General features: G+C 72.7%; 22 protein-coding genes. 11 read left to right on the forward strand and 11 right to left on the reverse strand.

Going from position 1 to position 25,982, the window contains the following annotated elements; translation table 11 throughout:
• Positions 1–35: 35 nt before the first annotated feature.
• Positions 36–281 carry a mycoredoxin gene (locus AB3M81_RS03505; RefSeq protein ID WP_412902513.1) on the reverse strand — a complete coding sequence of 82 codons (246 nt, stop codon included), beginning with the start codon at positions 279–281 and terminating at the stop codon, positions 36–38.
• A 153-nt stretch (positions 282–434) separates the two neighbouring features.
• On the opposite strand from AB3M81_RS03505, the gene AB3M81_RS03510 reads away from it, so the two are divergent.
• Positions 435–2,423 carry an ATP-dependent helicase gene (locus tag AB3M81_RS03510; protein WP_412902514.1) on the forward strand — a complete coding sequence of 663 codons (1,989 nt, stop codon included), beginning with the start codon at positions 435–437 and terminating at the stop codon, positions 2,421–2,423.
• A 1-nt stretch (position 2,424) separates the two neighbouring features.
• On the opposite strand, the gene AB3M81_RS03515 is transcribed toward AB3M81_RS03510, so the two are convergent.
• From AB3M81_RS03515 to AB3M81_RS03530, 4 genes are all read right to left on the reverse strand, one after another.
• The gene (locus AB3M81_RS03515; RefSeq protein ID WP_412902515.1) at positions 2,425–3,129 is read right to left on the reverse strand and encodes a spermidine synthase; all 705 of its coding nucleotides are present in this window, start codon (positions 3,127–3,129) and stop codon (positions 2,425–2,427) included.
• Complete coding sequence (locus AB3M81_RS03520; RefSeq protein WP_412902516.1) at positions 3,126–4,487, reverse strand: ABC1 kinase family protein; 1,362 nt, start codon at positions 4,485–4,487, stop codon at positions 3,126–3,128. The genes AB3M81_RS03515 and AB3M81_RS03520 overlap by 4 nt, the downstream gene beginning before the upstream one ends.
• A gap of 36 nt (positions 4,488–4,523) precedes the next feature.
• On the reverse strand, positions 4,524–5,330 hold the full coding sequence (locus AB3M81_RS03525; protein WP_412902517.1) for a hypothetical protein: 807 nt from the start codon (positions 5,328–5,330) through the stop codon (positions 4,524–4,526).
• A gap of 97 nt (positions 5,331–5,427) precedes the next feature.
• The gene (locus AB3M81_RS03530) at positions 5,428–5,586 is read right to left on the reverse strand and encodes a DUF5679 domain-containing protein (RefSeq protein WP_146827129.1); all 159 of its coding nucleotides are present in this window, start codon (positions 5,584–5,586) and stop codon (positions 5,428–5,430) included.
• Positions 5,587–6,210: 624 nt separating this feature from the next.
• Here AB3M81_RS03530 and AB3M81_RS03535 point away from each other — a divergent pair.
• Positions 6,211–6,717, forward strand: a complete 507-nt coding sequence (locus AB3M81_RS03535; RefSeq protein WP_412902518.1) for a M48 metallopeptidase family protein — start codon at positions 6,211–6,213, stop codon at positions 6,715–6,717.
• Here the strand turns inward: AB3M81_RS03535 and AB3M81_RS03540 are convergent.
• The gene (locus AB3M81_RS03540; protein ID WP_412902519.1) at positions 6,638–7,213 is read right to left on the reverse strand and encodes an NUDIX hydrolase; all 576 of its coding nucleotides are present in this window, start codon (positions 7,211–7,213) and stop codon (positions 6,638–6,640) included. The two genes, AB3M81_RS03535 and AB3M81_RS03540, sit on opposite strands and share 80 nt — an antisense overlap.
• Positions 7,210–8,505: a zinc-dependent metalloprotease gene (locus AB3M81_RS03545; protein WP_412902520.1), complete on the reverse strand. Its 1,296-nt coding sequence runs from the start codon at positions 8,503–8,505 to the stop codon at positions 7,210–7,212. The genes AB3M81_RS03540 and AB3M81_RS03545 overlap by 4 nt, the downstream gene beginning before the upstream one ends.
• Positions 8,506–8,594: 89 nt before the next feature.
• Between AB3M81_RS03545 and AB3M81_RS03550 the strand changes: the two genes are divergently transcribed.
• The 3 genes from AB3M81_RS03550 to AB3M81_RS03560 all read left to right on the forward strand — a co-directional run bounded on the left by AB3M81_RS03550 (position 8,595) and on the right by AB3M81_RS03560 (position 13,177).
• Positions 8,595–9,665 (forward strand): YlbL family protein, encoded by a 1,071-nt coding sequence (locus AB3M81_RS03550; protein ID WP_412902521.1) that lies wholly within the window; start codon positions 8,595–8,597, stop codon positions 9,663–9,665.
• The gene (locus tag AB3M81_RS03555; protein WP_412902522.1) at positions 9,658–10,197 is read left to right on the forward strand and encodes a PPA1309 family protein; all 540 of its coding nucleotides are present in this window, start codon (positions 9,658–9,660) and stop codon (positions 10,195–10,197) included. The genes AB3M81_RS03550 and AB3M81_RS03555 overlap by 8 nt, the downstream gene beginning before the upstream one ends.
• Positions 10,198–10,282: 85 nt before the next feature.
• The gene (locus AB3M81_RS03560; RefSeq protein ID WP_412902523.1) at positions 10,283–13,177 is read left to right on the forward strand and encodes a UPF0182 family membrane protein; all 2,895 of its coding nucleotides are present in this window, start codon (positions 10,283–10,285) and stop codon (positions 13,175–13,177) included.
• Here AB3M81_RS03560 and AB3M81_RS03565 read toward each other — a convergent pair whose 3' ends face one another.
• A complete protein-coding gene (locus AB3M81_RS03565; protein WP_412902524.1) occupies positions 13,178–13,780 on the reverse strand; it encodes a TetR/AcrR family transcriptional regulator in 603 nt (200 codons plus the stop codon).
• Between the two features lie 94 nt (positions 13,781–13,874).
• Between AB3M81_RS03565 and AB3M81_RS03570 the strand changes: the two genes are divergently transcribed.
• The gene (locus AB3M81_RS03570) at positions 13,875–14,351 is read left to right on the forward strand and encodes a hypothetical protein (RefSeq protein ID WP_412902525.1); all 477 of its coding nucleotides are present in this window, start codon (positions 13,875–13,877) and stop codon (positions 14,349–14,351) included.
• A gap of 1 nt (position 14,352) precedes the next feature.
• Here AB3M81_RS03570 and AB3M81_RS03575 read toward each other — a convergent pair whose 3' ends face one another.
• Genes AB3M81_RS03575 through AB3M81_RS03585 form a run of 3 tightly spaced genes read right to left on the reverse strand, consistent with a single transcriptional unit; the run spans position 14,353 to position 17,477 of the window.
• Positions 14,353–14,808, reverse strand: a complete 456-nt coding sequence (locus AB3M81_RS03575) for an aminoacyl-tRNA deacylase (RefSeq protein ID WP_412902526.1) — start codon at positions 14,806–14,808, stop codon at positions 14,353–14,355.
• Between the two features lies 1 nt (position 14,809).
• The gene (poxB, locus tag AB3M81_RS03580) at positions 14,810–16,531 is read right to left on the reverse strand and encodes a ubiquinone-dependent pyruvate dehydrogenase (RefSeq protein ID WP_412902527.1); all 1,722 of its coding nucleotides are present in this window, start codon (positions 16,529–16,531) and stop codon (positions 14,810–14,812) included.
• Positions 16,532–16,541: 10 nt separating this feature from the next.
• A complete protein-coding gene (locus AB3M81_RS03585) occupies positions 16,542–17,477 on the reverse strand; it encodes a LysR substrate-binding domain-containing protein (RefSeq protein ID WP_412902528.1) in 936 nt (311 codons plus the stop codon).
• Positions 17,478–17,592: 115 nt separating this feature from the next.
• Here AB3M81_RS03585 and AB3M81_RS03590 point away from each other — a divergent pair, with 115 nt between their 5' ends.
• The 5 genes from AB3M81_RS03590 (at position 17,593) to argB (ending at position 25,980) form a co-directional block, all read left to right on the forward strand.
• Positions 17,593–21,030: a proline dehydrogenase family protein gene (locus tag AB3M81_RS03590; RefSeq protein ID WP_412902529.1), complete on the forward strand. Its 3,438-nt coding sequence runs from the start codon at positions 17,593–17,595 to the stop codon at positions 21,028–21,030.
• A 354-nt stretch (positions 21,031–21,384) separates the two neighbouring features.
• On the forward strand, positions 21,385–22,815 hold the full coding sequence (gene argG, locus AB3M81_RS03595; RefSeq protein WP_412902530.1) for an argininosuccinate synthase: 1,431 nt from the start codon (positions 21,385–21,387) through the stop codon (positions 22,813–22,815).
• 5 nt (positions 22,816–22,820) lie between these two features.
• Complete coding sequence (gene argC, locus AB3M81_RS03600) at positions 22,821–23,861, forward strand: N-acetyl-gamma-glutamyl-phosphate reductase (protein ID WP_412902531.1); 1,041 nt, start codon at positions 22,821–22,823, stop codon at positions 23,859–23,861.
• Positions 23,858–25,009, forward strand: coding sequence for a bifunctional glutamate N-acetyltransferase/amino-acid acetyltransferase ArgJ (argJ, locus tag AB3M81_RS03605; RefSeq protein ID WP_412902532.1), 1,152 nt, complete (start codon positions 23,858–23,860; stop codon positions 25,007–25,009). Before argC ends, argJ begins: the two co-directional genes overlap by 4 nt.
• 8 nt (positions 25,010–25,017) lie before the next feature.
• Positions 25,018–25,980, forward strand: coding sequence for an acetylglutamate kinase (gene argB, locus AB3M81_RS03610; RefSeq protein ID WP_412902533.1), 963 nt, complete (start codon positions 25,018–25,020; stop codon positions 25,978–25,980).
• The last annotated feature ends 2 nt before the right edge of the window (positions 25,981–25,982 follow it).

Raw genomic sequence — 25,982 nt, forward strand, 5'->3', positions numbered from 1 at the left:
GAACCGGGCGGCGACGGGGGGACGTGGGGGACGTCTCAGAGGCCGAGCTGGGCCTTCACCTGGGCAACGGACGGATTGGTCAGCGCCGTGCCGTCGGAGAAGACCAGGGTGGGCACCGTCTGGTTGCCGCCGTTGGCCTGCTCGACGATCTTGGCCGACTCGGGATCCTGCTCGATGTCGACCTCGGTGAAGCCGATGCCCTCGCGCTGCAGCTGGGACTTCAGGCGGTGGCAGTAGCCGCACCAGGGCGTGGAGTACAGGACGAACGATGCGTCGGACATCGGGACCCTCTCAAGTCGACGGAAGCTTCTGTCGGGGTCAACGTCCCACAGGCCTCGCGCATTCCCGCGAGCGGGCTGTGTGCGGCCGCCGAACGTGTCGGGTCGCGCGGCTACGCTGGTCTGGCCCCGCCCCCTCGACGCGATCTGGAGACCATGTCCGACGCCGACGACCTGCTCAACGGACTCGACCCCGAACAACGTGAGGTCGCCGCCACCCTGCGCGGACCGCTGTGCGTCATCGCGGGTGCGGGCACGGGCAAGACACGGGCGATCACGCACCGCATGGCCTATGGCGTGGCGACGGGCGTCTACAAGCCCACCGAGGTGCTGGCGGTGACGTTCACGGTCAAGGCCGCGGGCGAGATGCGCGAGCGGCTGCGCACCCTCGGCGCGGCCGGCGTCCAGGCACGCACCTTCCACTCCGCGGCGCTGCGCCAGGCCCGCTACTTCTGGCCACGCGTCTACGGCACCGAGTTCCCGCAGATCCTGGAGTCCAAGTTCGCGTTCGTCGCCGAGGCCGCGCGGCAGGTGGGCGTGCGCGCCGACCAGTCGACCCTGCGCGACCTCGCCGCCGAGGTCGAGTGGGCCAAGGTGTCGAACGTCCGCCCCGACGACTACGGTGCCGAGGCCGCGCGTCGCGGTCGTGCGGTCGGCGACGTCCCGGCCGGTGAGGTCGGCGCCATCCTGCGTGCGTACGAGCAGGTCAAGCGCGACCGCGGCCGGATCGACATGGAGGACATCCTGCTGATCACGGCCGCGATCCTCGCCGACGACGAGGCGATCGCCGCCGAGGTGCGCCGGCAGTACAAGTGGTTCGTCGTCGACGAGTTCCAGGACGTCAACCCGCTGCAGTCCACGCTGCTGGACCTGTGGCTCGGCGGCCGCGACGAGGTGTGCGTCGTCGGCGACCCGCGCCAGACGATCTACACGTTCGCGGGCGCCTCGGCCACGATCCTGGGCGACTTCGCCACGCGGCGGTTCCCCGACGCGCCGCGCATCGAGCTCGTGCGCAACTACCGCTCCACGCCGCAGATCGTCGCCGCCGCCAACGAGGTGTTCGCCGGCCGTGGCCCCTCGGTGACGCTCGGCGTGCGGCTGCAGTCGCAGAACTCGCCCGGCCCGGCCGTCGACTACCGGCCGTTCGCCGACGAGCCCGCCGAGGCCGACGCGATCGCCGATCGGATCCTGGCGCTGCACCGCCAGGGCGTGCCGTACCGCGAGATGGCCGTGCTCTACCGGATCAACGCGCAGTCCGAGGTGTTCGAGGAGGCGCTGGGCCAGCGTCAGATCCCGTACTCCGTTCGCGGCGGCACGGGATTCTTCCAGCGCGGCGAGGTCCGCCAGGCCGTGACGCTGCTGCGCGGCTCGGCCCGGGCGGGCGAGGGCTCCGGCTCGCTGCCCGAGGATGTGCGCGCCGTGCTGGCCGCGATGGACTTCACCGACACCCCGCCCGAGGGCCGGGGCGCGGTCCGCGACCGCTGGGAGTCGCTGCAGGCGATCCACCAGATGTCCATCGACCTCGCCCAGGAGCGTCCCGACGCCGACCTCGCGGCCCTCGTCGCCGACCTGGACCGCCGCGCCGAGCAGGCCTTCGCCCCGTCCACCGACGGCGTCACGCTCACCACCTTCCACGCCGCCAAGGGCCTGGAGTGGGACGCGGTGTTCGTCGCCGGGGCGCAGGAGGGAACGCTGCCCTACGTCGCCACGATGGACGACCCCGAGGCCGTCGAGGAGGAGCGCCGGCTGTTCTACGTCGGCATCACCCGGGCCCGCCGCCACCTCATGGTGTCGTGGTCGGCCGCCCGCAAGGCCGGGGGACAGGCCCGCCGCAAGCACAGCCGCTTCCTCGACCGCCTGCTGCCCGAGCCGGTGCGCGTGACGCGCGCGCCGCAGCGGCAGGTGCGGCTGCCGCAGCCCGACTTCGACTACGACGAGGAGCTGTTCGACCGGCTGCGCGCATGGCGCAAGGAGACCTCGCAGGCCGAGAGCAAGCCCGCGTTCACGGTGTTCAACGACGCCACCCTCAAGGCCATCGCGGCCGTGCGGCCCACGAGCGCCGAGCAGCTGCTGCAGGTGTCGGGGGTCGGCCAGTCCAAGCTCGACAAGTACGGCGACGACGTCCTGGAGATCGTCGGCGGCTGAGTCAGGACCGCGGCGTGCCCCCGCCGAACGAGTCCGAGACCGCCCGCCCGGCGAACACGCGGTATTCCAGCGGGGACGGCTCGCCGAACGGCCGGTCCGGCACCGCGCCGCAGGCCACCACGAGGTTGCCGGGGCGGCGCCCCTTGAGCGTGGCCGGCTCCACCCCCACCGTGACCGTGCCGAGCGCGCGAGCGGCGGCGACGAAGTCGCGCATCTCGGCGAACGGCGGACGGGCCACGAGGTTCGCCACCAGGACGCCGCCCGGCGCGAGCGTGCGACGGACGTGCTCCACGAAGGCGACGCCCGTCAGCTCGGCCGGGACCACCGCGCCGGCGAACGCGTCGAGGACGACGACGTCCTGCGAGGCGTCCCGCACCTCGGCGATCCCCGCCATCCCGTCGACCGGTCGCACCCGGATCCCGCTGCGTGGGGGCAGGGGAGCGTGCTCGCGCACGTGGTCGATGACGTCGGCCGCGGGCTCGAGCACGATCTGGCGCGACCCCGGCCGGGTGGCGGCGACGTAACGGGGCAGCGTCATCGCCGCGCCGCCGACGTGGAGGACGCGCAGGCGGCCGGGCGGCATCGCGTCGAGCACGTCGCCGATGCGGCGCATGTAGTCGAACGCGAGGTGGGTCGGGTCGTGCAGGTCCACGACCGACTGCTGCATGCCGTCGAGCTCGAGGACGAAGAGCCCGTTCCGGCTCACGCGTCCGCGAATCCGGGCAGCGACTCGGCCACGATCGACCGGAACCGGGCGGTCGCGCCCAGCTGGCACAGCACGCCGATGCCGCCGGCCCACACCCGGTGGATCAGCAGGTACTCGGGCGGGACGTTCAGCTTGAGCGCCGTGGACAGGCCGTCGGGACCGGGGGTGGACAGGCGCTGGGTCTGGCGGCGCAGCCAGTCGCGGTCGAACGTGAACGACTCGGTGGTGATCGCCTCGACGAGCGGCGACAGGTACCCCTGCAGGACGTCGGCGTCGATGCGGGCGTCGGGCTTGAGGAAGCCCTCGGTGCGCAGTCCCGCCGCCACGGTGTCGTAGTCGCCGTCGGCGGCCGCGCGCAGCAGCGGGCCGATCGGCGCGGGCAGGCCGTCCGGCACGCGCGCGACCGAGCCGTAGTCCACGACGCCGAGGCGGCCGTCGGGCAGGACCCGGAAGTTGCCCGGGTGCGGGTCGGCGTGCAGCAGTCCGGCGCGCTCGGGACCGGCGAACAGGAATCGCACGTACACCTCGCCGAGGTGGTCGCGCTCGGCCTGCGTGCCGTTCGCGATGACGTCGGCGAGCGACCGGTCGCCCGGCAGCCACGTCGAGACGAGCGCCTGGCCGGTGTGCGCCAGCGGTGTGGGCACGACGATCTCGGGGTCGTCGGCGAACGCCTCGGCGAAGCGGGCCTGGGCCTGGGCCTCGAGGGAGTAGTCGAGCTCCTCGGCGACGCGCTCCTGCAGCTCGGCCACGAGGGCCTTCACGTCGAGGTTGGGCATGAGGGTGCCGAACAGCCGGGCGAGCCGGCCGATCTGGCGCAGGTCGGAGCGCAGCGCCTCGCCCGCTCCGGGGTACTGCAGCTTGACCGCGACCTCGACCGGCTCGGCGCCCGGCTCGGGCACGAACCACGTGTGGTGCACCTGCCCGATCGACGCGGCGGCCGCGGGGGTGACGTCGAAGTCGGGGAACCGCTCGGTCCAGTCGGGGCCGAACTCGCGCTGCATGACGCGGCGGACCGTGGCGGCGCCCATTGGGGGAGCGGCGTCCTGCAGCTTCGTCAGCGTCTCGCGGTACGGCGCGACGAGCTCCTCGGGCAGCGCGGCCTCGAAGATGCTCAGCGCCTGGCCGAACTTCATGGCGCCGCCCTTGAGCTGGCCGAGCACGCTGAACACCTGGTCGGCCGTGCGGCGCTGGACGTCGTTCATGACGGCGGCGGCCGGCGCGCCCACGAGGCGGCGGCCGATGCCCCACGTCGTGCGGGCGGCGAAGCCCGCGGGCAGGCTCGCGAGGCGCGCCCCGCGACGCAGCGCGCTGCCGCTCAGGGGAGTCTCGCGCGCCTCGTCGGCGTATTCGTCGGCCACGTGGTCAGGATAGTGGCGAGACCCCGACGAGCCGGCTCATCGCGCCAGCAGGCCGCACGGGCACTCGCTCGCGAAGGGCACCGGGCGCAGGTCGGCGTCGTCCTGCCCCGGACCGAGCCACAGGGCGTGACCGGTGGTGGCGGGACGTCCGCCGGCGAGCAGGGTCTCGACCTGGGCGACGGCCTCGGCCGCGGCGCGCAACAGCAGGCCGTGGGGCAGGGCGACGGTCACGGTCCGGGGCCGCTCGAACTGCGGCACGAGCACCGACCAGGCCGGGTCGTACGCGGTCAGCAGCGCGTCGAGGCAGCCCAGGCACGGCGTGACACCGGGCACCACGAACGGCCCGAGCCGGACGCTCCGCTCGAGCAGCACGACGGGCAGGTGGGGGACGCCGGCGGTCGCCAGGACCTCGAACGCGGAGCGGCCGGGCTCGCCAGCGCTGAGGACGACCTCGACGTCCGGCTCGAGGGCGGTGGCGCCGAAGGCCGGCGCGATGAGCGCCGCGAGCCCGGCGCTCGAGCCGTCGTGGCGGACGGCGACGCGCGGCTCGGCGGGCGCGCCGGGGAGCGTCACGGCGCCGGCGGCGACGAGCCGGCCTACCGTCCCGGTCAGGTCGTCGGTGAACTCGGGGACGTCCCGCGCGACGAGCCGGGACAGGTGGCCGAGCGGCAGTGAGCCGTCGAGGAGTCGCAGGACGCGTCGCAGGCCGGGCCGGTCACGCACGACGACGCCGGGGGCCGTGCCGACCTGGAGGGTGCGTGCGTCGCGGCGCAGCACGAGCGCGCCGGGCAGCAGGCGGGGGCCGACGAGCGGGCTCGCGGCAGGGGAGGGGTCGCGCGGCACCGTCCCATCGTGGCCGATGCCGAGCGGCCGGGGCGGGCGATCCACAGGGGATCGCCGGGTGCGGCGGGGGCGAGGACCGCCCCCGCCGCGGAGGCGGTCAGGCCTTGCCGAGGATGCGGTTCAGCTTGGTGCCGCACTCGGGGCAGACGCCCTTGGCCATGCGGGTGCCCTTCTCGCTGACCTGGACCTCGCCGCTCGTCTCGCGCTTGTCCTTGCACTTCACGCAGTAGAACTCGCCCGTCCATGTCTCTGCCATTGCGGCCTCCTTGCCGATGGTGTGCTCACTGGTGTGGCACAGGTCACCATCAGCGTAGGGGCAAAACCCCGTCAGGCAAGGCGGAAGCCCCGCCCGGCGCGCCTTCCCCTTGCGCGTCGTGACGGGGCTTCGGTGGGTTCAACGTAGAGCCTGGGGGCCGGGCCGTCAATGGCCCGTCCGGCGCCGTCGCGACTCGTGTGCGGCGGGGCAGCGTAGCGGCTCGGGCGGGCCCGCGTGGGGCTTTTCACACCAGTAACTCCCGTCCCATCCGGAGCGTGGTCGGGGCGAATGTCCACCACTTGTGGACAGGCCTGGGGACAACGTGTGGGGAACGCCGAGGAAGGGTGTGAGGACGCATGTGGACAGAGGCGGATCAAGCTCGGCGCGTCGCGCGACACTGCCCTCTGACCTGCGCAAACGCGGCTTCTCGCTGTGGACAAGCGGGCGCGAGGGCGTGGGGATCGAGCGCGCAGGGTGGCGGGTCGAGGGGTCGCTTGTCAACCGGATTCCGACGATCCGAAGGGGGTTTTTCCACGGACTTTCCCCAGCCTCCGTGGACGCGCGTCCACCGACTCGTCCTGACGCGCCCGAGCGCTGTCGGAGCGCCCGCCTACGGTGGGGGGCATGGCCGAGATCGAGGTGCGCCGCAGCGCCCGCAGGAAGCGCACCGTCTCGGCACGGCGCGAGGGCGACCGCACGATCGTCATGGTCCCCGCGTCCATGTCCCGCGCCGAGGAGGAGCGCGTCGTCGCCGAGCTCGTGGGCAAGCTCGACGCGCGCGAGGACCGGCGTCGCGTCGCCCGCTCCGACGAGGCGCTCGCCCGGCGCGCGGCCGACCTCGCCGCGCGCTACGTCCCCGAGGCGCCGGCGCCCACGTCGGTGCGCTGGGTCACCAACCAGAACTCGCGCTGGGGATCGTGCACCCCGTCGCAGGGCACCATCCGGCTCAGCCATCGGCTCGAGCCGATGCCCGACCACGTCATCGACGCGGTCCTGGTCCACGAGATCACGCACCTCGTGGTGTCGGGCCACGGCCCGCGCTTCGACGCGATCAGCGAGCGCTACCCGCGGATGGCCGAGGCGATGGGGTTCCTCGCAGGCGTGACCTGGCAGCAGCGACGAGACTCCTGACGGACTCGTCCGTCGGCTCGGGCAGCGCGTCGACGTCGAACCAGCGGACCTCGTCGGACTCGTCGGAGCACACGGGCTCCGCCCCGGCCGGGGCCACCGCGACGTACTGGACGTCCAGGTGGTGTCCGCCCGGGTGGCAGCGGACGGGATGCCGCGACAGCAGCACCGGGTGGGGGTCGACGACGAGCCCGGCGATGCCGGTCTCCTCGGTCGCCTCGCGCAGGGCCGCGTCGGCGAGCGTGGCGTCGTGCGGCTCGCAGTGGCCGCCGGTCTGCAGCCAGCGGCCGAACTTGGGGTGCAGCACGAGGACGACCCGGTCGTGCTCGGCCGACACGACGAGCGCGCTCGCGGTCACGTGGTCGGGTGCGCATGCGCGCACGGCCGGGTCCTCATGGGCCTCCGCGTGCGCGGCGAACCGGGCGCGCAGCTCCTCCTGCTCGGCGTCGGGCGCGGTCCACCCCGCCAGCACCCGGCGGACGTCGGGGGTGAGGGTCACCGCTCGCCGGACGCGGAGTCGTCGCCCTCGTCCGAGGACAGCAGGTCGCGCAGCGCGGCGTCGAAGTCGGCGTCGTCGAGTCGCTCGGCCTGGCCCTCGACGAAGCCCAGCGGATCGTCCAGGTCGGCGGTCGTGGGCAGCAGATCCGGGTGGCTCCACACGGCGTCGCGGGCCTCGGGGCCGCGCCGGTCCCGCAGGGCCGACCACAGGTTCGCGGCGTCGCGCAGGCGGCGGGGGCGCAGCTCGAGGCCGACGAGGGACGCGAACGTCTCCTCGGCGGGACCGCCGGTCGCGCGGCGCCGGCGCATCGCCTCGGCGAGGGCCGGTGCGGCGGGCATGACGTCGACCGTGGCGCGGGCGACGACCTCGTCGACCCACCCCTCGACGAGCGCGAGCAGCAGCTCGAGACGCTCCTTCGCGCGCTCCTGCTCGGGCGTGGTGGTCGGCTCGAACAGGCCGCCGGCCAGCGCCTCCTGCATGGCCTCGGGGTTGGCCGGGTCGATCGTGCGCATCTGCTCCTCGATCGAGCCGACGTCGATCCGGATGCCCCGCGCGAAGTCCTCGATCGCGCCCAGCACGGCACCACGCAGCCACGGCGCGTGCGCGTAGAGACGGTGGTGGGCCTCCTCGCGCAGCATGACGTAGAGCAGGACGTCCGAGCGCGAGGCCTCGAGGTCGTCGGCGAACGCGGCCAGGTTGTGCGGCAGCACGGCCGCCGTGTGCTCGGGGCCGAGCGGCAGGCCGACCTCGGTGGAGGAGAGCACCTCGGTGGCGAGCGCGCCGATCGCGGAGCCGACCTGCTGGCCGAACATCGCGCCGCCGGCCTGGGTCAGCATGCCCAGCAGCGGGCCGGCCATCGCCTTCATCTCGGGCGGCATCGCGTCCTCCATCGAGGCGACGACGTGCTGCGCGACGGGCTCGACCATGACCTGCCACGTCGGCATCGTGTGCTCGACCCACTCGGCACGGCTCCACGCGGTGGCGCTCGTGACGCCCGTGGGCAGCTCGGTGACCTTGTCGAGCCACATCTGCGCCAGGCGTGACGCGTCCGAGACCGCGCCGGCCTGCCCGCCGTGCGGGGTCGGGTCCTCGCCCTGGGCGGCGACGGCGTGGCGCGCCACGTCGGCGGCCAGGCGGTAGTTCACCGCGCCCTCGTGCGGCTCGAACATGGCCTGCATCTGCGACATCATCTGGCCCAGGTCGAACTGACCTGCGCCCATCTGTCCGAACAGGCCCTCCAGCGGCGTGCCCTTGAACGGGTTCTGCGGTTCCTCGCGCGGTTCCTCGGCCATGGGGTCAGCCTAGGTCCTGGCGCCCAACACGAGAACGCTCGCGCCCGGCGTCGCGGAGCCGTCGTGGGAGCGGGCTCTAAGGTGTCGGTGTGTCGTCCCCGATGCGGCTGAGCCGCCGCACCCTGACGCTGGCGGTCGGACTGTCGGTGCTGACCGTCCTGACGTGCCTCGTGGCGTTCCTGCCCGTGCCCTACGTGACGATGAAGCCCGGGCCCGTCTTCAACACGCTCGGCGAGATCGACGGCACGCCGATGATCACGTTCGGCGACGACGTGCGCACCTATCCCACCGACGGGCGGCTCGACTTCACAACCGTCTCGGTCACCCGCGCGGAGTCGAAGATGTCGCTCGCCGGTGCGATCGAGGGCTGGCTCGACCCGGACGTGAACGTCGTGCCGCACGACTTCATCTACCCGGACCAGCAGACCAACGAGGAGTCCAACGCCGAGGGCGCCGCGCAGCTGGCCAGCTCGCAGGACGCCTCCCGCGCCGCCGCGCTGCGCGCCGCCGGCCAGAAGGTCGTCGAGGTCCCCAAGGTCGCGGGCGTCGTCGAGGACGGTCCCGCCGAGGGCGAGCTCGAGGTCGACGACCTCATCCTCAGCGTCGACGGGCGCGAGGTCACCACGCCCGCGTCGGTCGGCGAGGCCATCGGCACGCGCAGCCCCGGCGACGAGGTCAGGATCGGCTACCGCCGCGACGGCCGTGAGGGCACGGCCACGATCACCACGACCGCGCTCGGCGACGACGAGAAGAAGGCGCGCATCGGCATCACGGTCGGCTCGGGCTTCCGGTTCCCGATCGAGATCCAGAACCACATCGGCGACCGCGTCGGCGGCTCGAGCGCCGGCACGATGTTCGCGCTGGCGATCTACGACTCCCTGACGCCGGGCGCCCTGACCGGCGGCCAGAACGTCGCCGGCACGGGCACGATCAGCCCCGACGGCCAGGTCGGCGCGATCGGCGGCGTGCGCCAGAAGATGGCCGGCGCCGCGCGGGCCGGGGCCGACGTCTTCCTCGTGCCGGCCGACAACTGCACCGAGGCCGCCCAGGGCGACGACTTCGGCATGACCCTGGTCAAGGTGGGAACCCTCCAGGAAGCGATCGATGCGGTGAGCGAGCTCGCCGAGAACCCGAAGGCGGAGGTGGCGTCCTGTGGATGACGTGAAGGTGACCGTGACGGGGGAGGGCTTCGGCGAGGACTCGCCCGTCCGCCAGGCCGCGCTGGAGATCGAGGACCACGTCGCCGCCGGCGGCTGGGACCAGGCGCCGCGGCTGTTCGCGCTCGTGCTGACGGCCGACATCGTGGCGAACCAGCCCGAGCTGGCCGACCAGCTCGGCGACCCGGACTCGTACACGCCGATCGAGCAGGAGCTGCCCGAGGGCCGTGAGGTCGAGGACCTGCTGCCCGAGATCGGCTGGCCGGGCGAGGTCGCGGGCTGCGCCGTCGTCGTGGAGCGCGTGACGCTGCCGGCCGACGCCGAGGGCGAGGTCCCGCAGGACGCCGCGGCCGCCGCGGAGTTCGCCGCGTCGCACCCCGAGCGCCAGGAGATGCGCATCGTCACGGCCGTCCTGCGCGACGGCTCGGCGCACGCCGCGGTCCGCCCGCGGGTGCCCGAGGACGCGCCGCTGATCGAGGGGCCGGGGATCGTCCCCGGACTCGTCGAGCTGCTGGCCTCGACCCTGCAGGACTGAGGGCCCGATCACCGCCCGGAGCGGGTTGCACCCCACCCCGTAGGCTGTCGGCACCAGACCCACGCTGTTGTGAGCCAGGAGAGCCGTGAGCGACATCTTCGGACAGATGCCCCCCCGACGCGAGCCCGAGCCGCGTTCCGACCGTGGGCGGCGGGTGCTGATCCCGACGATCGTCACGCTCGGCGCGCTGCTCGCCGCCGGATCGCTGTTCGTCAGCCTTTGGACCGAGCGGCTGTGGTTCCGCTCCGTCGACTTCCAGGGCGTCTTCACGACCGTCCTGCTGACGCGCGTCGGCCTGTTCGTCGCGTTCGGCCTGCTCGGCGGCCTCGTCGTGGGCGCCAACGTGTGGCTGGCCCACCGCAACCGCCCCAACCCGCTCGGGCTGCGCCGTGACGACCCCGCCGCCCGCTACCGCGTCGCGCTGGCGCCGATCGCGCGCATCGCGCTGATCGCGGTCTCGCTGTTCGTGGCGTTCTTCGCCGGCCTCATCGGCAGCAGCCGGTGGGAGTCGTTCCAGATGTGGCGCAAGGGCACGGCCTTCGGCCAGAAGGACCCGCACTTCGGCAAGGACATCGGCTTCTACGTCTTCGACATGCCGTGGCTGCAGTTCCTGGTCTCGTTCGCCTTCGGCCTGCTGCTGATCACCGCGATCGCGGTGGCGTTCACGCACTACGTGTTCGGCGGCATCCGGATCGGCCAGAAGGGCCCGCGCTTCACGCGCGCCGCGCAGGTGCAGGTCGCGGTGCTGATCGGCCTGGCGATGCTCGTGCGCGCGGGCAACTACTGGCTCGACCGCTACGCGATGTCGTACGACACCTCGGGCCTGTTCGACGGCATCACCTACACCGCCGCCAACGCGCAGATCCCGGCCAAGAACATCCTCGTCGTGGTGGCCGCGCTGTGCGCCCTGCTGTTCTTCTCGACGATCTTCCTGCGCTCGTGGACGCTGCCCGCGCTGGGCCTGGGCCTGTGGGCGCTGGCCTCGCTGCTCATCGGCGCCGCGTGGCCGGCGATCATGCAGCAGTTCCAGGTCAACCCGTCCGAGCCGGACCGCGAGGGCCCGTACCTGGCGAAGAACATCGAGGGCACCCGCGAGGCGTTCGGCGTCGCCGACGTCCAGACGCAGGACTACTCCGCCAAGACCGAGCTGACGCCGAAGGAGCTCAACGCGACCGCCGAGTCGCGCGTCAGCACGCGACTGCTCGACCCGACGCTCATCTCGCCGGCGTTCCAGCAGCTGCAGCAGGTCCGCGGCTACTACAACATGCAGTCCACGCTCGACGTCGACCGCTACGCGATCGGCGACGACCCGCAGCCGCAGGACGTCATCATCGCGGCCCGCGAGGTCGACCTCAACGGCCTGCAGGCGTCGCAGCGCACGTGGTCCAACGACCACACGGTCTACACCCACGGCTACGGCGTCATCGCCGCGTACGGCAACAAGCGCGGCTCGCAGGGCGAGCCGGTCTGGGTCGCCAAGGACATCCCGCCCACCGGCGAGATCGAGTTCAAGCAGCCGCCGCGCATCTACTTCGGCGAGAAGTCGCCCTCGTACTCGATCGTCGGCCGCCCGGACGGTGCCAAGCCGATCGAGGTCGACACCCCGCGCGGCAGCGGCGACGACGCCGACGCCGAGGGGACCGCGGCGGACTCCAGCGCCAACACGTACGACGGCAAGGGCGGCGTCCCGATGGGCACGCTGTTCAACCAGGTGCTCTACGCGTTCAAGTTCGCCGAGCCCAAGCTGGTGCTGTCGGACCGCGTCAACGAGAACTCCAAGATCCTCTACGACCGTCACCCGCGTGAGCGCGTGCGCAAGGTCGCGCCGTGGCTGACCCTCGACGGCGACACGTACCCGGCCGTCGTCGACGGCAAGGTCGTGTGGATCGTCGACGGCTACACCACGTCCAAGACGTACCCGTACTCCGAGGCCCGCTCGCTGGCCACGGCGACCAGCGACACCCTCACCGAGGGCACGAGCCAGATCGCGCTGCCGACCGACCAGGTCAACTACATGCGCAACTCGGTCAAGGCCGTGGTCGACGCGTACGACGGCACCGTGAAGCTGTACGAGTGGGACGAGCAGGACCCGATCCTCAAGACGTGGTCCAAGGTCTTCCCGGACGTCATCGAGCCCAAGTCGGCGATCAGCCCCGAGCTGCTGCAGCACCTGCGCTACCCGGTCGACCTGTTCAAGGTCCAGCGCGACGTGCTCAGCCGCTACCACGTGACCAACGCCCAGACGTTCTACGAGGACGGCGAGCGCTGGAAGATCCCCGAGGACCCGTCCGCGTCGATCAGCACGAAGCAGCCGCCGTACTACCTCTCGATCAGCCGGCCGGGCGAGGAGACGCCGCGATTCAGCCTGACCAGCGTCTACCTGCCGAACAACCGCCAGAACCTCGCATCGTTCATGAGCGTGAACTCCGAGGCCTCCGACACCGAGAACTTCGGCAAGATCCAGATCCTGGAGCTGCCGAGCGAGACCCGCGTGGGCGGCCCCAACCAGGTGGCGGCGCAGTTCGAGTCCGATGCGGGCGTCCGTGCGGCGCTGCTGCAGTACGAGCAGTCCGAGAACACCCGGATCCTGCGCGGCAACCTGCTGACGCTGCCCGTGGGCGGAGCCATGCTCTACGTCCAGCCGATCTACATCCAGCGCCGCGGCGAGGGCTCGTACCCGGTCCTGCAGCTCATCACGGCGACGTTCGGCGAGGGCGTGGGCGTCGGTGCGACGCTCGACGACGCGCTGCGCGTGGCACTCGGTCTCGAGGAGGGCAGCACGCCGCCCGATCCGGACGCGCCGGCCGGCGGTGGCGACGCACCGGCGAAGACCGCCTCGCAGTACCTCGACGACGCGACGCGCTACTACGACCAGGCCCAGGCCGCGCTCAAGAAGGGCGACCTGGCGACGTACCAGCAGCGCATCGACGCGATGGCGGCGGCGCTGGAGAACGCCCAGCGTCTCGTCGCGGGGGAGTAGTCAGACCAGCAGGCCGCTGAGCAGGTGGACCATCACCTCACCGCACTCCCGGCGGACTCGTTCGCGGTCCGCCGGGTCGGTGCCGGCGATCGCGGTGGCGCACCCGGCGAGCGCGTTGAACGTGATGGCCGACGTCGTCTCGATCGGCAGCGACACGATGCGCCCCGACGAGACCAGTGACGTGATGATCTGCTCGATGAGGCCCGCCGCGTAGCGGCTCTGGGTCTGCGTCCACTGCTCCCATCCCAGGGCGATGGGGCCCTGGCGCAGCACGATCTCGGCGTACTCCGGATCCAGCCCGTGGTCGAGGTAGGCGCTGATCGCGGCGAATGCCCCCGTCACGGTGTCCTCGTGGGCGAGGTAGGCGTCGCGGACGGCGTCCATGCCCTCGGTCTCGGTCCGGTCCAGCACGGCGGCGAACAGGTCCTGCTTGTCCTTGAAGTGGTGGTAGACCGCGCCCCGGGTCACCTGCGCGTCGGCGGCGACGTCGGCGAGCGCCGTCCTGGCGTACCCGCGTTCGAGGAACTGCGCCTTCGCGGCCGTGAGCAGGGCCTCACGCGTCTCGTCGGAGTACTGCTGGCGCCGGCTGCGCGGTCGTGACATACTCGCAGCATATGACATACATGGTGTATGTGAGTGACGCGACGCAGGTGACACCGCGTCCGTCGCCTCGAGGAATCGCGCGAGAGGAACCACGATGACGACCTCGACCCTGAACCCCACCGCGTGGCAGCGGACGGCCGCGAGCCGCCGGGCCCTGCGCACGCTGACCACCGCGATCGCCGCCGACCCCGCCGCCCTGGACGAGGCCGTCCGCGCCGCGCTGCCCGCCTTCGACTCGCTCGACGACCTGCTGCTCCAGGCGCACGCCGAGTGGGCCCGCACCGTCGACGCGCGGATCGACCCGCTGCTCGAGGCGGGTGACGCCGACGCGCGTGGCCTGCGCCGCGTGTGGGACGAGACGGCGCGCGCCCTGCCCGGCGTGGCGCGCCTGCTCGCCCACCACGACTGGCACCCGGCGGTCGTGCGCGCCCATGCCCAGCACGTCCGGCGCGTCCAGCGCCTCGTCGGCGCGGGCCTGCCCGACGGCTGGGCCGTCCGGGCACGCGAGCACCGGCCGGCCCGGGCCGTGCGGCTCGGCTGCCTGCGCCTGCCGCGGCTGCGCGTGGCCTGACTCAGCCGGTCACGTCCGCGACGGTCGCGCCGAGGACCCGGATCACGTCCTCGGCCTCGACCGTGACGGCCACGCCGAGGGCGCCGGCGCCGAGCGAGATGGTGCCCTGCACGGCCTCGTCCGCGACGACCGGCCAGTCGTGCGACGAGCCGAACGGCGTGATGGTGCCGCGCTCGTAGCCCGTGGCCGCGAACGCGTCCTCCGCCGGCGGCAGTGAGAGTCGCGAGACGCCCAGCAGGGCGCGCAGCTTGGGCCAGCTGATCTGCCGGTCGCCGGGCACCAGCACGAGCAGGTAGTCGTCCTGGCCCCGCCGGACGACCAGCGTCTTGACGATCCGGTCGGGCTCGATGCCGCGCAGCGCGGCGGCCTCGGCCAGGGAGCCCACGGGCCCGTGGCGGGTGACGGTGAAGTCGATGCCGGCCGCCTCCAGGGCCGCGATCGCGCGCTCCTCGGTCACCTCAGAACACCTGCCGCAGGTTGGCGCGGGCGAGGTCGAGGATCTCGTCGCCGCGCCCCGAGACGACGGTGCGCAGGGCGTACAGCGAGAAGCCCTTGAGCTGGGCGGCCGTCACGGACGGCGGGACGGTCATCTCCTGGCGCTCGGTGACGACGTTGACCAGCGCCGGACCGTCGTGCGCGAAGGCCTCCGCCAGTGCCGGCTCGAGGTCCTGCGAGGCGTCGACCCGCACGCCGTGCAGGCCGATGGCCCGGGCGACCTCGGCGAAGTCGGGGTTCGTCAGGCCGGTGCCCCAGTTCACGAAGCCCGCCGCCTTCATCTCGAGCTCGACGAAGTTGTACGAGCTGTTCTCGAACACGACGACCTTCACCGGCAGCTGCTGCTGCACGAGCGTGATGAGCTCGCCGAGCATCATCGACAGGCCGCCGTCGCCGGACAGCGCGACCACCTGGCGGCCGGGGTGCGCGGCCTGCACGCCGATCGCCTGCGAGACCGCGTTGGCCATCGAGCCGTGCGTGAACGAGCCGACGAGGCGCCGGCGCCCGTTCATCCGCAGGTAGCGGGCGGCCCACATGACCGGGGAGCCGACGTCGGGCAGGAACACCGCGTCGTCGGAGGCCAGGCGGTCGATCGTCCGGGCCACGAACTGGGGGTGCTGGCCGCGGCCCTTCTTGACGGGCTCGGCGAGGTCGTCGAGCTTCTCGCGCGTGCGCGCGTAGTGCTTGAGCGCACGGTCGAGGTGCTGGCGATCTGCCTTGCGCTCGAGCAGCGGCAGCAGTGCCTGCGCCGTGTCGCGGACGGTGCCGACGAGCCCGAGGTCGAGCGGGGTCCGCCGGCCGAGCTGCTCCCCGCGGACGTCGACCTGGATCGTCGTGGCGCGCTTCGGGAGGAAGTCGGGGTAGGGGAAGTCGGTGCCCAGCATGAGCAGCGTGTCGCACGCCTCGATCGCGGCGTAGCCGGACGCGAACCCCAGCAGGCCGGTCATGCCGACGTCGAACGGGTTCTCCCACTCGACGTGCTCCTTGCCGCGCATCGCGTGCACCACGGGAGCCCCGAGGTGGTCCGCGAGAGTGACGAGCTCGTCGTGCGCCCCCGCGCAGCCGGCGCCCGCCAGGATCGTGACGCGCTCGCCCCGGTTCAACAGGTGCGCCGCGCGCTGCAGCTCGGCGGGGGAGGGGAGCACCCGGGCGTCCGTGGGCTGCACGACCGTGACCGCGTCGTCCTCGGCCTCCGCCAGGGCGATGTCGCCGGGCAGCACGAGGACTGCCACTCCCTGCTTCTCGATCGCCGTCTGCATCGCGATGCGCAGCATGCGCGGCATCTGGGTGACGCTCGAGACGTGCTCGGCGTAGACGCTGCACTCGCGGAACAGGTCCTGCGGGTGCGTCTCCTGGAAGTAGCCGGTGCCGATCTCGGCCGTGGGGATGTGGGCCGCGAGGGCGAGCACGGGGACGCGCGAGCGCTGGGCGTCGAACAGCCCGTTGATGAGGTGCAGGTTGCCCGGGCCGGCGCTGCCGGCACAGACCGCGAGCCGTCCCGTCGTGGCGGCGTCGCCCGCGGCCGCGAACGCGGCGGCCTCCTCGTGGCGCACCTGCACCCAGTCGATCGAGGACGATCGCAGCGCGTCGGTGATGCCGTTCAGGGAGTCGCCCGCGATGCCGTAGATCCGCTCGACGCCGTTCGCCTCGAGGGTGTCGACGATGTTCTTGGCGATGGTGACCATGGTCTCGACGTTAGGGCCGGACTGCCGGGGACACACCCCGAGCGTCGCGGCGGCCCTGCGCCACGGCGCGTGACAGCGCCTGGCGGGTGGCCGTGACGCCGGGGGAGTGGGCCGAGGCCCGGCGCGTGGAGGTGAAGATCGTGCGGTGCGGCCGGCCCTCCAGCCGGTGCAGCACGACGGGCGGCTCGCGGTGCAGCCACAGCAGGTCCGGCAGCAGCGCGACCGCGTGCCCGGACTCGATGAGGCTGACCTGCGCCTGCAGGTCGGCCGTCTCGTAGCGCACGTCCGGCTCGAAGCCGGCGACCCGGCACGCCTGCTCGGCGAAGTGCCGCGACGCGACACCGGGCGGCTCCATGACCCACGGCGCCTCCGCCGCCTCGGCGATCGACGTGATGTCGCCGAAGCGGCTGCCGGCGGGCGGCACGGCCAGGCGCACCTCGTCGGTGGTGAGGTCGACCGCGTCGAGCTCGGGGTGCCACGGGGTGTTGTGCCCGGGGTACTTCTCGGCGATGACGAGGTCGAACTCGCGCGCCCAGGTCTCGTACAGCGCGCTCTCGGGCTCGCGCTGCGTCATCGTCACGCGCAGCCGGGGGTGCTCGGCCTCGAGGATCGACAGCGTCGTGGGCATGAGCGCGAGCGCCACGGACTGGAACACCGCGAGCCGGAACGTGCCCGTCGCCTCGTCGAGCGAGGCCGCCAGGTCGGACTCGGCCTGCTCCAGCCGGTCGAGGACGACGGCCGTGTGCTCGACGAGGATCTCGGCCTGCGGCGTCAGCTGGACGCGGCGTCCGACCTTGCGCAGCAGCTCGACGCCGACCTCCTGCTCGAGCAGGGAGAGCTGCTGGGAGACCGACGACGGGCTCTGGTGCAGCGCGGCGGCCACGGCCGCCAGCGTGCCGCGGATCTGGAGCTCGCGCAGGAGGCGCAGGCGGCGGACGTCGAGCATGGCAACCCTTCATGCAATCTGATGAATACCCGTCACAAAAGATCGCTTTACCTTAACGGCTCGCGATCCCACACTGACTGCAGACCTCGTTCCCCCGCTCCGGAAGGCAAGCACCGTGATCGACCAGGTGACCCAGGACCCCGCGCCGGCGGCCCCGTTGGCCGACGACGCCGTGGCGCTCGTGCGCCACTGGCGCGAGGAGTCCGCGAAGGTGCCCGCCGACAAGGCCGGCGCGCAGCTCGCGGGGCTGCTCAAGGACCCGAAGGGCCTCGACTTCACCGTGGGCTTCATCGACGGCGTCATCCGCCCGGAGGACCCGCGGGTCGCCGCGCGCAACTTCGCCGCGCTCGCCTCGGACGTGCCGGGCTTCCTGCCGTGGCACCTGCGCACCGCGGTCCGGCTCGGCGCGCTGGCGGGGCGCTTCGTGCCGCGCCTCGTCATCCCGGTCGTGCGCCGCGCCCTGCGCTCGCTCGTCGGCCACCTCATCGTCGACGCGACCGAGAGCCGCCTCGGCCCGAGCATCGCCAAGATCCGCCGCGACGGCGTCCGGCTCAACATCAACCTGCTCGGCGAGGCCGTCCTCGGCGAGCGCGAGGCCGCGCGCCGCCTGCAGGGCACCCACGACCTGCTCGCGCGTCCCGACGTGGACTACGTCTCGATCAAGGTGTCCTCGACCGTGCCGCCGCACTCGCCGTGGGCGTTCGACGAGGCCGTCGAGCACGTCGCCGAGAACCTGCTGCCGCTGTACCGGCGCGCGGCCGCGGCGCCGACGCCGAAGTTCATCAACCTCGACATGGAGGAGTACCACGACCTCGACCTGACGATCGCGGTCTTCACGCGCATCCTGGAGACCCCGGGCCTGGAGCAGCTCGAGGCCGGCATCGTCCTGCAGGCGTACCTGCCGGACTCGATGCGCGCCATGATCCAGCTGCAGGAGTGGGCCGCCGCGCGCCGGGCCCGCGGCGGCGCCGGCATCAAGGTGCGCGTCGTCAAGGGCGCGAACCTGCCCATGGAGCGCGTCGACGCCGACCTCCACGGCTGGCCGCTCGCGACGTGGTCGACCAAGCAGGAGTCGGACACGAACTACAAGCGCGTCCTGAACTACGCGCTCGACCCCGAGCGGATCGGCAACGTCCGCATCGGCGTCGCCGGCCACAACCTGTTCGACCTCGCGTGGGCGTGGCTCCTGGCCGGGCAGCGCGGCGTCCGCGACGGCATGGAGATCGAGATGCTGCTCGGCATGGCGCAGAGCCAGGCCGAGGTCGTGCGACGCGAGGTCGGCGGCCTGCTCCTGTACACGCCGGTCGTCCACCCGAAGGACTTCGACGTCGCGATCGCGTACCTGATCCGCCGCCTCGAGGAGGGCGCGAGCCACGACAACTTCATGTCGGCGGTCTTCGAGCTCAACGACAACCACGAGCTGTTCGAGCGCGAGAAGGGCCGCTTCCTGGCGTCGCTCGCCGAGCTCGACGACTCCGTCCCGGCGCCGAACCGCACGCAGAACCGCCTCGAGCCGGTCGCCGAGATCGCGCCGGGCGCGCCGTTCGCGAACACGCCCGACACCGACCCGTCGCTGCCGGCCAACCGTCGCTGGGGCCGCGCGATCCTGGCCGCCGTGCCGACCTCGACGCTCGGGAACGACCTCGTCGCCGCCCACACGCTGACGGACGCCGACGCGCTCGAGTCGGTGCTCTCGACCGCCGTGTCGGCCGGCAACGCGTGGGGCCTGCGCCCCGCCGCCGAGCGGGCCGAGATCCTCGAGCGGGTCGCGCACCGGCTGGAGGAGCGCCGCGCCGAGCTGCTCGAGGTCATGGCCTCCGAGGCCGGCAAGACGCTCGACCAGGGCGATCCCGAGGTCTCCGAGGCGATCGACTTCGCGCGCTACTACGCGCACCTGGCCCGCGAGCTGGGATCCGTCGACGGCGCCTCGTTCGTGCCGTCGCGGCTCACCGTCGTGACGCCGCCGTGGAACTTCCCGGTCGCGATCCCGGCCGGCTCGACGCTCGCGGCGCTGGCCGCCGGCTCGGCCGTCGTCATCAAGCCGGCGCCGCAGGCCGCGCGCTGCGGCTCGGTGATGGTGGAGGCGCTGTGGGAGGCGGGCGTCCCGCGCGACGTCCTGCACCTCGTGCACGTCGAGGAGTCCGACCTCGGGCAGCGGCTCGTGTCCGACCCGCGCGTCGACCGGCTCATCCTGACGGGCGCGTACGAGACGGCGGAGCTGTTCCGCAGCTTCCGTCCCGACCTGCCGCTGCTGGCCGAGACGAGTGGCAAGAACGCGATCGTCGTGACGCCCTCGGCGGACTTCGACCTCGCCGCCAAGGACATCGCCTCCTCGGCCTTCGGGCACGCGGGCCAGAAGTGCTCGGCCTCCTCGCTCGTGATCCTCGTCGGCTCGGTGGCGCGCTCGCGCCGCTTCCGCGAGCAGCTCGTGGACGCCGTCACGTCGCTCACGGTCGGCATGCCCGAGGATCCGCAGACCCAGATGGGCCCGCTCATCGAGCCCGCGCAGGGCAAGCTGCTCCGGGGCCTCACGACGCTCGACGCGGGGGAGGAGTGGCTCGTCGAGCCGCGCCGTCTCGACGACGCGGGCCGCGTCTGGTCGCCCGGCATCCGCAGGGGCGTGCGGCCGGGCTCGACGACGCACCTGACCGAGTACTTCGGTCCCGTGATGGGCATCATGACCGCCGAGACGCTCGAGGAGGCCGTCGCGCTGCAGAACGCGGTCGACTACGGCCTGACCGCCGGCCTGCACGCCCTCGACCCCGAGGAGATCGACCTGTGGCTGCGCAAGGTCCAGGCGGGCAACCTCTACGTCAACCGCGGCACGACGGGCGCGATCGTCCGGCGCCAGCCGTTCGGCGGCTGGAAGAAGTCGTCGGTCGGCGCGGGCACGAAGGCCGGTGGCCCGCACTACCTGTTCGGCCTCGGCGAGTGGGCGCCGGAGCGCTCGACCGCCGTGGAGCGCCTCGACGCGCGGGCCGAGCGCCTGCTGCAGGCCGCCCGCGACGCGCACCTGCCGACGGCCGAGGTCGAGTACCTGGAGCGCTCGTTCAGCAGCGACGCCGCCGCGTGGCGCGAGGAGTTCGGCACCGCGCGTGACGTCTCGGGACTCGCGGCCGAGCGCAACGTGCTGCGGTACGTGCCGACGCCCGTGCACGTCCGCCTCGCGGGGGAGGCGTCCCTGGCCGACGGCCTGCGCGTCATCGGCGCCGGCCTGCTGGCGGGTGGCACGCTCGACGTGTCCTCGGCCTTCGAGGTCCCGGACGCGATCCGCACGGCCCTGCGGGGCGCCGGCGCCGCGTTCTGCCGCGAGGACGACGCGACGTGGCTGGCCCGGGTCTCGCGCCTCAAGGACGCGCGCATCCGGCTCGTCGGCGGCGACCGTTCGGCCGTCGCGCGGGGCACGGGCGGCAAGCCGGACCTGGCGATCTACGCGCACCGCCCCACGGAGGCCGGCCGCGTCGAGCTGCTGCCGTTCGTGCGGGAGCAGGCCGTCAGCATCACCGCGCACCGCTTCGGCACGCCCAACCACCTGACGGACACCCTCATCTGAGGGCCCCCGCCCGGCCCCGGCGCTCGACCGCCGGTGCCGGGCGCCCGGCGCTCGACCGCCGGTGCCAGCATCCGGTGATCGAGTGCCGGCGAGCGCAGCGAGACGGCGTATCGAGATCACGTGACGTGGTGGTCTCGATACGCCGCTCGTTCCTCGCGAGCACTCGACCACCGATGGGGGGCGCCCGGCGCTCGACCGCCGGTGCCAGCATCCGGTGATCGAGTGCCGGCGAGCGCAGCGAGACGGTGTATCGAGATCACGTGGTGGTCTCGACACGCCGTCGCTTCCTCGCGAGCCACCCACCACCCGGACCCGCTGTGCAAACTCTTGCAGCCTCATGCAAGAATGTTCACCATGTCCAAGGTCCTCACCAGTCTGCCCGTCGGCGAGCGCGTCGGCATCGCGTTCTCCGGCGGTCTCGACACGTCCGTCGCCGTCGCCTGGATGCGCGACAAGGGCGCCGTCCCCTGCACCTACACGGCCGACCTCGGCCAGTACGACGAGCCGGACATCTCCGGCGTGCCCGGCCGCGCGATGGAGTACGGCGCCGAGCTGGCCCGCGCCATCGACTGCAAGCGCCCCCTCGTCGACGAGGGCCTGGCCGCGCTGGCGTGCGGCGCCTTCCACATCCGCTCGGCCGGCCGCACGTACTTCAACACGACGCCGCTCGGCCGTGCCGTCACCGGCACGCTGCTGGTGCGCGCGATGCACGAGGACGGCGTCAACATCTGGGGCGACGGCTCGACGTTCAAGGGCAACGACATCGAGCGGTTCTACCGCTACGGCCTGCTGGCCAACCCCGAGCTGCGCATCTACAAGCCGTGGCTCGACGCCGACTTCGTCCACGAGCTGGGCGGCCGCGCCGAGATGAGCCAGTGGCTCGTCGAGCACGGCCTGCCGTACCGCGACAGCCAGGAGAAGGCGTACTCCACCGACGCGAACATCTGGGGCGCGACGCACGAGGCCAAGACCCTCGAGCACCTCGACACGTCGCTCGAGACCGTCGACCCGATCATGGGCGTGAAGTTCTGGGACCCGTCCGTCGACATCGACGCCGAGGACGTGACGATCTCCTTCGAGGAGGGTCGTCCCGTCGCGATCAACGGGACCCGGTTCGACGACCCGGTCGCGCTCGTCCACGAGGCCAACGCGATCGGCGGCCGGCACGGACTGGGCATGTCCGACCAGATCGAGAACCGCATCATCGAGGCCAAGAGTCGCGGCATCTACGAGGCGCCGGGCATGGCGCTGCTGTGGATCGCCTACGAGCGGCTCGTCAACGCGGTCCACAACGAGGACACGATCGCGAACTACCACCAGCACGGCCGCCGCCTGGGCCGGCTCATGTACGAGGGCCGCTGGCTCGACCCGCAGGCGATGATGCTGCGCGAGTCCATCCAGCGCTGGATCGCCTCGCTCGTCAGCGGCTCGGTCACGCTGCGGCTGCGTCGCGGCGACGACTACTCGATCCTCGACACGCAGGGCTCGAACTTCTCGTACCACCCGGACAAGCTCTCGATGGAGCGCACCGAGAACGCGGCCTTCGGTCCCACCGACCGGATCGGCCAGCTCACGATGCGCAACCTCGACATCGCCGACTCGCGGGCCAAGCTCGAGATGTACGCGTCGCAGCCGCTCGACCAGGGCCAGGTCCTGGTCGAGAACGGCACGCTCTTCGGCGACCTGCCGGCGGGCGGAGCGATGCGGATCGAGGCCAACCCGTCGATCGAGGGCGACGAGGAGATCGCGCTCGAGGCCGCCGCCATGGAGTTCGGGACGGACTGATCGCGATGATCAAGGCTGCTGTCACCGGCGCCACGGGATACGCCGGGGGAGAGGTGCTGCGGCTGCTGCTGCAGCATCCCGAGATCGAGATCGGGGCGCTGACCGCGGCGTCCACGGCGGGCACGCGCTTCGGCGAGCACCAGCCGCACCTCGTGCCGCTGGCCGACCGCGTCGTCGCCGAGACCACGCCCGAGACCCTCGCGGGCCACGACGTGGTGTTCCTCGCGCTGCCGCACGGCGCGTCGGGCGAGGTCGCCGCGCAGCTGCCCGAGGACGTCCTCGTCATCGACTGCGGGGCCGACCACCGGCTCGAGAGCGCCGCGGACTGGGCGGACTACTACGGCGGCGAGCACGCCGGCACGTGGCCGTACGGCCTGCCCGAGCTCATCACGGGCGACGGCCGTCAGCGCGACGCGCTGCCGGGCGCCCGGCGCATCGCGGTGCCCGGCTGCAACGTCACGGCCGTGACGCTGGGCCTGCAGCCCGCCGTCGCCGCCGGGATCGTCGAGCCGACGGACCTCGTCGCGGTGCTGGCCAACGGCTTCTCCGGCGCGGGCAAGGCGCTCAAGCCGCACCTGCTGGCCGCCGAGGGCCTGGGCTCCGCCTCGCCGTACGGCGTCGGCGGCACGCACCGGCACATCCCCGAGATCGCCCAGAACCTGCGCCACGCGGGCGCGGACGGCGTGACGATCTCGTTCACGCCCACGCTCGTGCCGATGGCCCGCGGCATCCTCGCCACGGCCACCGCACGGCTCGCCGAGGGCGTCGACGCGACCGCCGCGCGCGCCGTCTACGAGAAGGCGTACGGCGACGAGCCGTTCATCCGGCTGCTGCCCGAGGGCCAGTGGCCCACGACCGCCGCCACGCTGGGCGCGAACGTCGCGCACGTGCAGGTCGCCGTCGACGAGCGGGCGAACCGGCTCGTCACGGTCACGGCGATCGACAACCTCGTCAAGGGCACGGCGGGCGGCGCGATCCAGTCGATGAACCTCGCGCTCGGCCTGCCCGAGACCACCGGACTCACCACGATCGGAGTCGCGCCATGAGCGTCACCGCAGCCCGGGGCTTCCGGGCGGCCGGCGTGACCGCCGGCCTCAAGGACTCGGGCAAGCCCGACATCTCGCTCGTCGTCAACGACGGCCCGTCGGCCGCGGCGGCGGCGGTGTTCACCTCCAACCGCTGCAAGGCGCACCCCGTGCTGTGGAGCGAGCAGGCGATCAAGGGCGGCACGGCCCGCGCGATCGTGCTCAACTCCGGCGGCGCCAACTGCTACACGGGCCCCGAGGGATTCGCGGCCACGCACCGCACGGCCGAGCGTGTCGCCGAGCTCATCGGCGTCGGCGCGATCGACGTCCAGGTGTGCTCCACGGGCCTCATCGGTCGCCTGCTCGACGAGGGCAAGGTCCTCGCGGGCGTCGACGCCGCGGTCGAGGCGCTCTCGCCCGAGGGCGGTCACGACGCCGCCACGGCGATCATGACGACCGACACGGTCGACAAGCAGGCCACGGTCTCCGGCGACGGCTGGGTCGTCGGCGGCATGGCGAAGGGCGCCGGCATGCTGGCACCCGCGCTCGCCACGATGCTCGTCGTCATCACGACCGACGCCGACGTGGACGCGTCGACCCTGGACGGCGCCCTGCGGGCCGCGACGTCGCGGACCTTCGACCGCCTCGACTCCGACGGCTGCCAGTCCACGAACGACACCGTGCTGGTGATGGCCTCCGGCGCCTCGGGCGTCGTGCCCGACGCGGGCGAGTTCACCGAGGCGCTCACCAAGGTCTGCCACGACCTCGCGCTGCAGCTGCTCGCCGACGCCGAGGGCGCCGACCACGAGATCGCGATCACGACCGTCAGCGCCGCGAGCGAGGCCGACGCCCTCGAGGTCGGCCGCTCGGTCGCGCGCAGCAACCTGTTCAAGACGGCGATCTACGGCAAGGACCCCAACTGGGGCCGCATCCTCGCCTCGGTGGGCACCACGTCCGCGCAGTTCGACCCGCTCGACCTCGACGTCGCCGTCAACGACGTCTGGGTCTGCCGCGGGTCCGGCGTGGGCGAGTCGATCGACCTGGTCGACCTTGAGCCGCGGCAGGTGAGCGTCACGATCGACCTCAAGGCCGGCGACCAGAGCGCCACGATCTGGACCAACGACCTGACGCACGCGTACGTCCACGAGAACTCCGCCTACTCGACCTGAGGAAGCACATGAGCGACAACCCACTGACCGAATGGGCGCCCGAGGCCTGGGCCGAGGCGACCACGAAGGCCGCCACGCTGGCCCAGGCGCTGCCGTGGCTGAAGGCGTACCACGGCAAGATCGTCGTGGTGAAGTACGGCGGCAACGCCATGACCGACGACACGCTCAAGCGCGCGTTCGCCGAGGACATCGTGTTCCTGCGCCTGGCCGGCTTCAAGCCCGTCGTGGTGCACGGCGGCGGCCCGCAGATCAGCGCGATGCTCGACCGCCTGCAGATCGAGTCCGAGTTCCGCGGCGGCCTGCGCGTCACGACGCCCGAGGCGGTCGACGTCGTCCGCATGGTGCTCAAGGGTCAGGTCGGCCCCGAGCTGGTGGGCCTGCTCAACCAGCACGGCGACCTCGCCGTGGGCCTGTCCGGTGAGGACGGCGGCCTGTTCCGCGCCGAGCGCACGCGGCCGGTCGTCGACGGCGAGCCCGTCGACGTGGGCCTGGTGGGCGAGGTCGTCGGCGTGCGCCCCGAGGCCGTCATCGACCTCATCGAGGCGGGCCGCATCCCGGTCGTCTCGACCGTGGCGCCCGACGCCGAGGGCCAGGTGCTCAACGTCAACGCCGACACGGCGGCCTCCGCGCTCGCGGTCGCGCTCGGCGCCGAGAAGCTGCTCGTGCTGACCGACGTCGAGGGCCTCTACGCCGACTGGCCGAACAGCTCCGACGTCATCGGCGAGATCAGCCCCGAGTCGCTCGAGGCGATCCTGCCCGAGCTGGCCAGCGGCATGATCCCCAAGATGACCGCGTGCCTCGACGCCGTGAAGGGCGGCGTCAAGCGCGCCACCGTGGTCGACGGCCGCGAGCCGCACTCGGTGCTGCTGGAGATCTTCACCGACGAGGGCGTCGGCACCCAGGTGCTGGCCGGCGCGAGGACCAAGATCCGCACCGCCCTGTACAAGACCAGCGCGAAGGAGCAGTCGTGAAC

The sequence above is a fragment of the Aeromicrobium jepli genome (genome assembly GCF_047246605.1).
Taxonomy (GTDB): Bacteria; Actinomycetota; Actinomycetes; order Propionibacteriales; family Nocardioidaceae; genus Aeromicrobium.

Bases quoted from the DNA above. Each gene is read 5' to 3' on its own strand.
- AB3M81_RS03535 (WP_412902518.1), top strand. From the start codon at position 6,211: ATGGCCGAGATCGAGGTGCGCCGCAGCGCCCGCAGGAAGCGCACCGTC.
- AB3M81_RS03505 (WP_412902513.1), bottom strand. From the start codon at position 281: ATGTCCGACGCATCGTTCGTCCTGTACTCCACGCCCTGGTGCGGCTAC.
- argJ (WP_412902532.1), top strand. From the start codon at position 23,858: ATGAGCGTCACCGCAGCCCGGGGCTTCCGGGCGGCCGGCGTGACCGCC.
- argC (WP_412902531.1), top strand. From the start codon at position 22,821: ATGATCAAGGCTGCTGTCACCGGCGCCACGGGATACGCCGGGGGAGAG.
- argG (WP_412902530.1), top strand. From the start codon at position 21,385: ATGTCCAAGGTCCTCACCAGTCTGCCCGTCGGCGAGCGCGTCGGCATC.
- AB3M81_RS03565 (WP_412902524.1), bottom strand. From the start codon at position 13,780: ATGTCACGACCGCGCAGCCGGCGCCAGCAGTACTCCGACGAGACGCGT.
- AB3M81_RS03570 (WP_412902525.1), top strand. From the start codon at position 13,875: ATGACGACCTCGACCCTGAACCCCACCGCGTGGCAGCGGACGGCCGCG.
- AB3M81_RS03530 (WP_146827129.1), bottom strand. From the start codon at position 5,586: ATGGCAGAGACATGGACGGGCGAGTTCTACTGCGTGAAGTGCAAGGAC.
- AB3M81_RS03585 (WP_412902528.1), bottom strand. From the start codon at position 17,477: ATGCTCGACGTCCGCCGCCTGCGCCTCCTGCGCGAGCTCCAGATCCGC.
- AB3M81_RS03510 (WP_412902514.1), top strand. From the start codon at position 435: ATGTCCGACGCCGACGACCTGCTCAACGGACTCGACCCCGAACAACGT.
- poxB (WP_412902527.1), bottom strand. From the start codon at position 16,531: ATGGTCACCATCGCCAAGAACATCGTCGACACCCTCGAGGCGAACGGC.
- argB (WP_412902533.1), top strand. From the start codon at position 25,018: ATGAGCGACAACCCACTGACCGAATGGGCGCCCGAGGCCTGGGCCGAG.
- AB3M81_RS03545 (WP_412902520.1), bottom strand. From the start codon at position 8,505: ATGGCCGAGGAACCGCGCGAGGAACCGCAGAACCCGTTCAAGGGCACG.